This window comes from Aeromonas sp. QDB03 (genome assembly GCF_027707985.1).
In the GTDB taxonomy this organism is placed as follows: Bacteria; Pseudomonadota; Gammaproteobacteria; order Enterobacterales; family Aeromonadaceae; genus Aeromonas; species Aeromonas hydrophila.
Genome location: NZ_JAPCJG010000017.1, coordinates 37,641 through 46,255 on the forward strand (window position 1 = coordinate 37,641; position 8,615 = coordinate 46,255).

Annotated in this window: 6 protein-coding genes; 4 read left to right on the plus strand and 2 right to left on the minus strand. The window is 61.2% G+C overall.

Features of this window, described 5'->3' with window-relative positions; translation table 11 throughout:
- The first annotated feature begins 199 nt into the window (after positions 1-199).
- Positions 200-1,849: a glucose-6-phosphate isomerase gene (gene pgi, locus PG900_RS22205; protein ID WP_270832320.1), complete on the plus strand. Its 1,650-nt coding sequence runs from the start codon at positions 200-202 to the stop codon at positions 1,847-1,849.
- A gap of 148 nt (positions 1,850-1,997) precedes the next feature.
- Here pgi and ilvC read toward each other — a convergent pair whose 3' ends face one another.
- Positions 1,998-3,479 (minus strand): ketol-acid reductoisomerase, encoded by a 1,482-nt coding sequence (gene ilvC / locus PG900_RS22210; RefSeq protein ID WP_029305272.1) that lies wholly within the window; start codon positions 3,477-3,479, stop codon positions 1,998-2,000.
- Between the two features lie 209 nt (positions 3,480-3,688).
- Between ilvC and ilvY the strand changes: the two genes are divergently transcribed.
- The gene (gene ilvY / locus PG900_RS22215) at positions 3,689-4,582 is read left to right on the plus strand and encodes an HTH-type transcriptional activator IlvY (protein ID WP_017411123.1); all 894 of its coding nucleotides are present in this window, start codon (positions 3,689-3,691) and stop codon (positions 4,580-4,582) included.
- Here the strand turns inward: ilvY and PG900_RS22220 are convergent.
- Complete coding sequence (locus tag PG900_RS22220) at positions 4,571-5,443, minus strand: substrate-binding periplasmic protein (protein ID WP_270832321.1); 873 nt, start codon at positions 5,441-5,443, stop codon at positions 4,571-4,573. The genes ilvY and PG900_RS22220 overlap by 12 nt on opposite strands.
- A gap of 169 nt (positions 5,444-5,612) precedes the next feature.
- On the opposite strand from PG900_RS22220, the gene PG900_RS22225 reads away from it, so the two are divergent.
- Together PG900_RS22225 and PG900_RS22230 are read left to right on the plus strand one after the other, a co-directional pair.
- Positions 5,613-5,804, plus strand: a complete 192-nt coding sequence (locus tag PG900_RS22225) for a hypothetical protein (RefSeq protein ID WP_076362872.1) — start codon at positions 5,613-5,615, stop codon at positions 5,802-5,804.
- 72 nt (positions 5,805-5,876) lie between these two features.
- Positions 5,877-8,453 (plus strand): bifunctional acetate--CoA ligase family protein/GNAT family N-acetyltransferase, encoded by a 2,577-nt coding sequence (locus PG900_RS22230; protein WP_270832322.1) that lies wholly within the window; start codon positions 5,877-5,879, stop codon positions 8,451-8,453.
- Positions 8,454-8,615 lie beyond the last annotated feature (162 nt).

An 8,615-nucleotide genomic window follows, 5' to 3' on the forward strand; every position in this document is an offset into this window, starting at 1 on the left:
TATGCGCAAACGCAAGATCCGGCTGCCATCAGTGACTCATAATCGCAGCGTTTTGGTTGTAAACTCGGTCGATGGCAGACAATTGGTAAAGCTCTGTTACACGGGCGGCGCAACTGGCCCGGTATAATGCTCGAATAATAAGGTTTGGCGGGAGCCTTGCCTGCAAGGTTCATACACAACTTGGAAGACTGATAATCCTATGAAAAACATCAATCCAACCCAGACCCAGGCCTGGCAGGCACTGGAAGCCCACTTTGCAGCGAACAAAGAGACCCGGCTCAAGGATCTGTTTGCCCAGGATCCCCAGCGTTTCGACAAATTCTCCCTCACCTTCGGCGGCGACATCCTGGTCGATTACTCGAAGAACCTGATCACCGAAGAAACCCTCAAGTTACTGGTTGATCTGGCCAAAGAGACCGATCTTCACAGCGCGATCGACGCTATGTTCAACGGCGACAAGATCAACATGACCGAAGGCCGCTCGGTGCTGCACGTGGCCCTGCGCAACCGCTCCGACCGCCCCATCGAGAGCGACGGCAAGGACGTGATGCCGGAAGTGAATGCCGTGCTGGCCAAGATGAAAGGCTTCTGCGAGAAGATCATCTCCGGCGAGTGGAAAGGCTACACCGGCAAGGCGATCCAGCACGTGGTCAACATCGGTATCGGTGGCTCCGATCTCGGCCCGGTGATGATCACCGAGGCACTGCGTCCCTACAAAAACCACCTGCAGATGCACTTCGTCTCCAACGTCGATGGCACCCACATCGCCGAGACCCTGAAGAAGATCGATCCGGAAACCACCCTGTTCCTGGTGGCCTCCAAGACCTTCACCACTCAGGAGACCATGACCAACGCCCTGACCGCTCGCGACTGGTTCATCAACATCGCCGGTGACAAGGCTCACGTTGCCAAGCACTTCGCTGCGCTCTCCACCAACGGCAAGGCCGTGGCCGAATTCGGCATCGACACCAACAACATGTTCGAGTTCTGGGACTGGGTTGGCGGCCGCTACTCCTCCTGGTCAGCCATCGGCATGCCCATCGCCCTGTCCGTCGGTTTCGAAAACTTCGAAGCCCTGCTGCAAGGCGCCTTCGAGATGGACATGCACTTCGCCACAGCCTCCTATGAGCAGAACGTGCCGGTGCTGCTGGCGCTGATCGGCCTGTGGTACAACAACTTCTACGGTGCCGAGTCCGAAGCCATCCTGCCGTACGACCAGTACATGCACCGCTTCCCTGCCTACTTCCAGCAAGGCAACATGGAGTCCAACGGCAAGTACGTCGACCGCAACGGCAAGCCGGTTGACTACCAGACCGGCCCCATCATCTGGGGTGAGCCGGGTACCAACGGCCAGCACGCCTTCTACCAGCTGATCCACCAGGGCACCAAGCTGATCCCCTGTGACTTCCTGGCACCGGCCATCAGCCACAACCCGATCGGCGACCACCACCCGAAACTGCTGGCCAACTTCTTCGCCCAGACCGAAGCGCTGGCCTTCGGCAAGAGCAAGGAGCAGGTCGAAGCCGAGTTCCTGGCGGCTGGCAAAACCCTGGAGCAGGTCAAGGATCTGGTGCCGTTCAAGGTGTTCGAAGGCAACCGCCCGACCAACTCCATCCTGTTCAAGAGCCTGACCCCGAAGACGCTTGGCTCTTTGATTGCCATGTACGAGCACAAGATCTTCGTACAGGGCGCAATCTGGAACATCTTCAGCTTCGACCAGTGGGGCGTGGAGCTGGGCAAACAGCTGGCCAACAAGATCCTGCCGGAGCTCAATACCGATGCGGCTGTCACCAGCCACGACTGCTCCACCAACGGTCTGATCAACACCTGGAAAGCATGGAAGGCCTGATTTAGCCGGCCTTTCTGAATGCAAAAGCCCCGCTCGATGAGCGGGGCTTTTTTGTGGCCGGGTTTTCTGGCTGGCCAGTCGGGTGTCCAGCCCGACCGGCGACGGAGATCGTCATCCCCGCCCCTTCATCATCCTGCCCGATGCCGGCTTAACCGCCGACGGCGATGCGTTTCATGTCCTTCATGTAACCACGCAGTACCTGACCGATCGCTTCGATGGGGTGGTTGCGGGTCGCCTCATTGGCTGCCAGCAGCGCCAGGTTATCGACGCTCTGCTCATCCGCCTTGCTAGCACCCAGATCGCCCGCTTTCAGGGTCGGCATGAAGTGCTCGCGCAGCAACGGCACGGCGGCGTTGGCGAACAGGTAGTTGCCGTACTCGGCGGTGTCGGAGATGACCACGTTCATCTCGTACAGACGCTTGCGGGCAACTGTGTTGGCGATCAGCGGCAGCTCGTGCAGGGATTCGTAGTAGGCAGACTCTTCATAGATGCCGGAGGCCACCATGGTCTCGAACGCCAGCTCGACACCCGCCTTGACCATGGCCACCATCACCACGCCATTGTCGAAGTACTCCTGCTCGGCAATCTTGCCTGCAAACGCCGGGGCGTTTTCGAAGGCGGACTTGCCAGTCTCTTCGCGCCAGCCGAACAGCTTGGCATCGTCTTCGGCCCAGTCGGCCATCATGCCGCGGGAGAACTCACCGGCGATGATGTCGTCCATGTGCTTCTCGAACAGCGGGCGCATCAGGGTCTTGAGCTGCTCTGAGAGCTCGAAGGCGCGCAGCTTGGCCGGGTTGGAGAGGCGATCCATCATCAGGCTGATGCCACCCTGCTTCAGGGCTTCGGTGATGGTCTCCCAACCGAACTGGATCAGCTTGCCGGCATAGGCCTTGTCGGTCCCTTCGGCAACCAGCTTGTCGTAGCAGAGCAGGGAACCGGCCTGCAGCATGCCGCAGAGGATGGTCTGCTCACCCATCAGGTCAGATTTCACTTCCGCCACGAAGGAGGACTCCAGCACGCCGGCACGGTCGCCGCCGGTGGCAGAGGCCCACGCCTTGGCGATGGCCATTCCTTCACCCTTGGGATCGTTCTCCGGGTGAACGGCGATCAGGGTCGGTACACCAAAGCCACGCTTGTACTCCTCACGCACTTCGGTACCCGGGCACTTGGGCGCCACCATCACGACGGTGATGTCGGAGCGGATCTGCTGACCCTCTTCCACCACGTTGAAGCCGTGGGAGTAACCCAATGCAGCGCCCTGCTTCATCAGCGGCATCACGGTTTTCACTACGTCGGAGTGCTGCTTGTCCGGAGTCAGGTTGAGCACCAGATCGGCGGTCGGGATCAGCTCTTCATAGGTGCCGACCGCGAAGCCGTTGTCGGTAGCCTTCTGCCAGGAGGCGCGCTTCTCGGTGATGGCAGCCTTGCGCAGGGCGTAGGAGATATCCAGCCCGGAGTCACGCATGTTCAGCCCCTGGTTCAGACCCTGGGCACCACAGCCCACAATCACCACCTTCTTGCCCTTCAGCACGTTGCAGCCGTCCGCGAACTCTTCGCGCTGCATGAAACGACACTTGCCCAGCTGGGCCAACTGCTGACGCAGGTTCAAGGTGTTGAAATAGTTAGCCATGGTGATTGCTCCGTTCGATTGATTCCATGCCGGGTAGCGGCGTTGTCTGAACCACTATAGCGCGGGACACTTATTGCCTGAACTGATATATTCGAAACAGTACGTTGCAATAATTGAAACGTTAACCCTTCATCATCGCTGGCAGGATCTAGCGCCAGATGGCAGATGCCCAGGCTCTCGAGTAGAGATGCCGCACCAGGAGTTGAAAGATGGACCTTCGCAATCTCGAGCTGTTTCTCCACCTCGCCGACTCCCTCCACTTCGGCAAGAGCGCCGATGCCATGGCGGTCAGCCCCTCCACTCTCAGCCGCGCCATCCAGCGGCTGGAGCAGGAGACCGGCTGTGTGCTGTTCGAGCGGGACAACCGCTCGGTGCGGCTCACCCCGGCGGGCGAGAAGCTGCGCGAATTCGGCGGCGCCCTGCTGCAGGAGTGGCGCCAGCTCAAGCAGGAGCTCAAACGCAGCGACGAGCCGCTGCAGGGACGGCTGCGGGTCTTCTGTTCGGTCACCGCCAGCTACTTTCTGCTGCCCGAGGTACTTGAGCGCTTTCGCCGCCGTTATCCCCAGCTGGAGATCAAGCTGGAGACCGGCGACCCGGCACTGGCGGTGGACAAGATCCTGGCCGACGAGGCCGATTTGGCCATCGCCGCCCGCCCGGATGCCCTCTCCGCCAAGCTGGAATTTGCCAGTCTGCAGCAGGTACCGCTGGTGTTCATCGCCCCCCGCACCGCACCGCAGCAGAGCCAGTGGTTTTCTCAGGGAGAGCCAGACTGGGAGCGGCTGCCACTGATCCTCTCCGAGCAGGGGCTGGCCCGCAAACGCTGCGATCAGTGGCTGCGCAACAAGGGGATCGCCCCCAACATCTATGCGGAGGTAGCGGGCAACGAGGGGATTGTCGCCATGGTGGCGCTCGGCTTCGGAGTGGGGCTGGTGCCGGCGGCGGTGATCGACCACAGCCCCATGGGCGAAAAGGTACGTATTGTCGAGCCCAAACCGGCGCTCAAGCCGTTCGATGTCGGCATCGCCGTGCTCAAGAAGCGGTTGGAAGAACCGCTGATCCGCGCCTTCTGGGATACGGCTCGGGGCCAGGGTTCACTGCGCTGACACGGCGGGCAGCGCCGGAGCATAAATGAGCGAAGGATCCTGCATCATGGCCCGGCTGCCGGCCGGCAGATCGGGATTGCTCAGCTCCAGCATTACCCGCCGATCGAGTTGCAGCCGCCGGATGGTGCTGCCAAAGCCCGCCTCGAATACCCGCTCATAGTCACCGGACTGACGGGCTCGCTGCAGTCCGAGCTCGATGCGTTTGGCCAGTTCCGGGTATTTGGGCGAGACGAAGAACAGCAGCGCCAGCGGATAGCGAAACACCAGGTGCGGCTCGATGGCCAGATCCGGGTGCTGCTTGAGCTCCTCCTCAATCTCGATGACCGAGCGCAGGAAGCAGTCGAAGCGCTGCTTGCGCAACATGTTGAAGAGGGCGTCGTAGAGGCTGCCCACCACCACGTTGAGACCGTTCTCCTTGAGCAGACGGGTATCAGGCCAGGATCTGTGCTGCCCGATGCGAAACCCGGCCTGCTGCCAGTCAGCCAGCGATCGTATGTTGGCGAACCGCCCCTCGTCCCCCTGCCGAATGAGGCACACCCGCCAGCCCAGCAACCCTTTTGCCAGCGGAACGTGGATGGCCAGCAGGGTACGCTCGCGCTCCTCATCGGGAGCAAACACCCCGACCTGCACCAACTCGCCGCTTTGCAGCTCCTTGACCGCCCGTCCCTGCTCCATCGGCGGGCTGGTAATCAGCCGATAGGGGCCGTATTCCGGCACGGTCAGATCGAGCGAGAGTCGCAGCAGACCGGCCACAGCAGGATTGGGATGGTCCAGCAGCAGGTTCCAGGCCCTGATGGATACCTCTGCCCCCGGCACGCTGCCGGCAAACAGCATGACGCAACACAACCAGATCCTGCTCATCGCGCACCTCCCCCACCATCCATTCACTATAACCTCAGGCCGGGCCCTCTTGACTCATTGCGCCACAGATGTGTGAGCCACTTCGTGTCAAATCTGACAATGGTCAGCCTGAAAAGCAGCGCACAGACTAGACTGGATGCTCAATCTGAATGGAACAAGGAGCCGCGCCATGATGCCTCATCTGATCGAAATCACCAGCTCGCTGCTGTTCGATGAGTATCTGCAGAGCCTGGGAGTAGCACAAACACAGCTTGATCAGGAGCAGGATATCTATCTGCAGGAGCGCCACCTGGCAGCGGTACGCCAGATTCAAGGTGAGTTGAAGTTTTACCTGCGAGCCAGCGCCCTGACCAGGCAGTGATCCGCAACCGGTCACAGAACCGGCGCTGAAAGCGTATTACACTGGCACCATCCGCCACCCACGGGAGTGCCCATGAAACCAAGCGGCCTGGATCGGCTCTTCAAACCCCAGTCAATCGCCGTCATCGGCGCCTCGACCGACCCGCAGAAAGCGGGTCACGTGGTGATAAGACACCTGCTCGCCGGCCAGTTCAAAGGCCCCATCCTGCCGGTCAGCCCGCACAGCAAGGCCATCGCCGGTGTGCTGGCCTATGCCGATATCGACAGCCTGCCGCTGGCCCCGGATCTCGCCATCGTCTGTACCCGGCGGGAACGGGTATTGACCCTCATCGAAGCGCTTGGCAAACGGGGAACGGGCGCCGCCATCATACTGGCGGCAGACTTCACTGCGCCGGAGCGGGAACAGCTGCAGCAACTCAGCCAGCAATACGGCATCCGCCTGCTCGGCCCCAACAGCATGGGGATGCTGCTGCCGGGTCAGGGCATCAATGCCAGTTTCTCGCCGATTGCTGCCAAACCCGGTCAGGTTGCCTTTCTCTCCCAGTCGGCCGCCGTCAGCACCACCATCCTGGATTGGGTCAAACAGCATGAACTCGGCTTCTCGGCCTTCATCTCCCTTGGCGATCACTGCGACATCAACTTCGGCCAGTTGCTGGATCAGCTCTCCCGCGACAGCGTGACCCGCGCCATCCTGCTCTACATGGACAAGCTGCAGGACGCCCGCCATTTTCTCTCGGCCGCCCGCGCAGCTGCCCGCAACAAACCCATTCTGGTGCTCAAGAGTGGCCGCCATGAACCGGACAGCGGGCTCGACAACGTCTATGACGCCGCCATCCGTCGCGCCGGTATGCTGCGGGTGCGGGATACCCACGAACTGTTTGCCGCCGTCGAGACCCTGAGTCACTCCCTGACCCTCAAGGGGGAGCGGCTAGCCATCATCTCCAATGGCCGTGGCTTGGCCAACATGGCGATCGACAAGTTGCTGGAGCGGGGCGGCAAGCTGGCGATGCCGCCCCGCGACATCGGCAGCGATGCCGACATCAATGACTATCAACAGGCTCTCGACAACCTGCTGCAAGGGGATGAGGCTGACGCCATCCTGCTCATCCATGCCCCTTCACTCACCGCCCGTGGCGCCGCCCTGGCGCGCAGTCTGATCGACTACGTCAAGCAGCACCCCAGGGCCAGACGCTTCAATATCCTGACCAACTGGGCGGGGGAATATTCGGCCCAGGAGGGGCGTCGTCTGTTCAGCGAGGCAGGCTTCCCCACCTACCGCACCCCTGAGAGCGCGGTCGCCGCCTTCATGCACATGGTGGAATACCGGCGCAACCAGAAGCAGCTGATGGAGACCCCCGCCTCCCTGCAGGGTGACAAGCTCAACCTCGAGCTGTGCCAGCAGTTGATCAGACAAGCGCTGGAACGCAAACAACTCACCCTCGACACCCATCTGGCACACCCCATTCTGCAGGCCGCTGGGCTCTCCACCCTGCCGACCTGGATCGTCTCCGATGCCATCGAGGCAACCCTGACCGCGGAGCAGATCGGCTATCCGGTGGCAGTCAAGCTGCGCTCGCCGGACATCCTCCACAAGTCGGCGGTACACGGTGTCATGCTCAACCTGCGTACCTCGGCCGAAGTCGCCCAGGCTGCGGATGCCATTCTGGATCGAGTCAGGCAGCACGATCCCGGTGCCCGCATCGAAGGCCTGCTGGTGCAGCGCATGGCGCGGCGCAGCGGCGGATTGGAGCTGCGGATCCGGCTGCAACAAGATCCCGTATTCGGCCCTGTCATCCTGCTCGGCGAGTCAGGGGCTGAGCCGCAGGAGATGATGGCAGCCTTGCCGCCGCTGAACCAGGCGCTGGCACGCTACCAGATCATTGGGGCGCTCAAGAGCCGCAAGATCCGCGAGCAGGCCAGTCCGGAGCGACTCGATATCGATGCCCTCGGCCAGGTGCTGTGCCAATTGTCGGAGCTCCTGCTCGCTTTCCCCGAGATCCAGCAGCTGGATCTGCACCCACTGCAGGCCTGCGGCGCCGAAATGGTGGTGCTGGATGCCAGCCTGACCCTGCAAGCGGCTGAAGAAGGCCGCTGCAGACTGGCTATCCGTCCCTATCCCACCGAACTGGAAGAGGGGGCCTGGCTCAAGGACCAGAGCCATGTGCTGCTCCGCCCAATCCGGCCGGAGGATGAACCGGCTCACAAGCAGTTTGTACTCAAGGTATCGGATGAAGACAGGTACAAGCGCTTCTTCGCCGACGTGGGGGAGCTGGGACATGAAGAGCTGGCCCGCATGACCCAGATCGATTACGACCGGGAAATGGCGTTTGTCGCCGTGGGGCAGGATGGTCCGTTCGACCAGCAGATCCTGGGGGTAGTACGCGCCATTTCCAACCCGGACCTGTCTGATGCAGAGTTTGCCATCCTGGTGCGTTCCGACCTGAAAGGGTTGGGGCTTGGCAAGCTGATGATGGAGAAGATAGTGCGCTATGCCAGAGAACGCGGCATTGGCCAGCTGTCGGGCATGACCATGCCCAGCAACCGCGGCATGATCAACCTGGCCAAACGGCTTGGCTTCAAGATCGATATCCAGCTGGAAGATGGGGTGGTCAACATGGAGCTGCCCTGCGCCAGTCAAGGGCAGGTATAAAGCAGAGAAATCAGCGGTTTATGGCCATAAATCGCTGAATTTCGGACAATAAAAAACCCCGCTCAGATGAGCGGGGTTTCTCGTGTTGGGTGCCTGGCAGTGTCCTACTCTCGCATGGCGAATGCCACACTACCATCGGCGCTACCGCGTTTCACTTCTGAG

What these genes read in the sequence shown, in the direction of transcription:
- ilvC (WP_029305272.1), bottom strand. Translation starts at nt 3,479, where the DNA reads ATGGCTAACTATTTCAACACCTTGAACCTGCGTCAGCAGTTGGCCCAG.
- pgi (WP_270832320.1), top strand. Translation starts at nt 200, where the DNA reads ATGAAAAACATCAATCCAACCCAGACCCAGGCCTGGCAGGCACTGGAA.
- PG900_RS22230 (WP_270832322.1), top strand. Translation starts at nt 5,877, where the DNA reads ATGAAACCAAGCGGCCTGGATCGGCTCTTCAAACCCCAGTCAATCGCC.
- ilvY (WP_017411123.1), top strand. Translation starts at nt 3,689, where the DNA reads ATGGACCTTCGCAATCTCGAGCTGTTTCTCCACCTCGCCGACTCCCTC.
- PG900_RS22220 (WP_270832321.1), bottom strand. Translation starts at nt 5,443, where the DNA reads ATGAGCAGGATCTGGTTGTGTTGCGTCATGCTGTTTGCCGGCAGCGTG.
- PG900_RS22225 (WP_076362872.1), top strand. Translation starts at nt 5,613, where the DNA reads ATGATGCCTCATCTGATCGAAATCACCAGCTCGCTGCTGTTCGATGAG.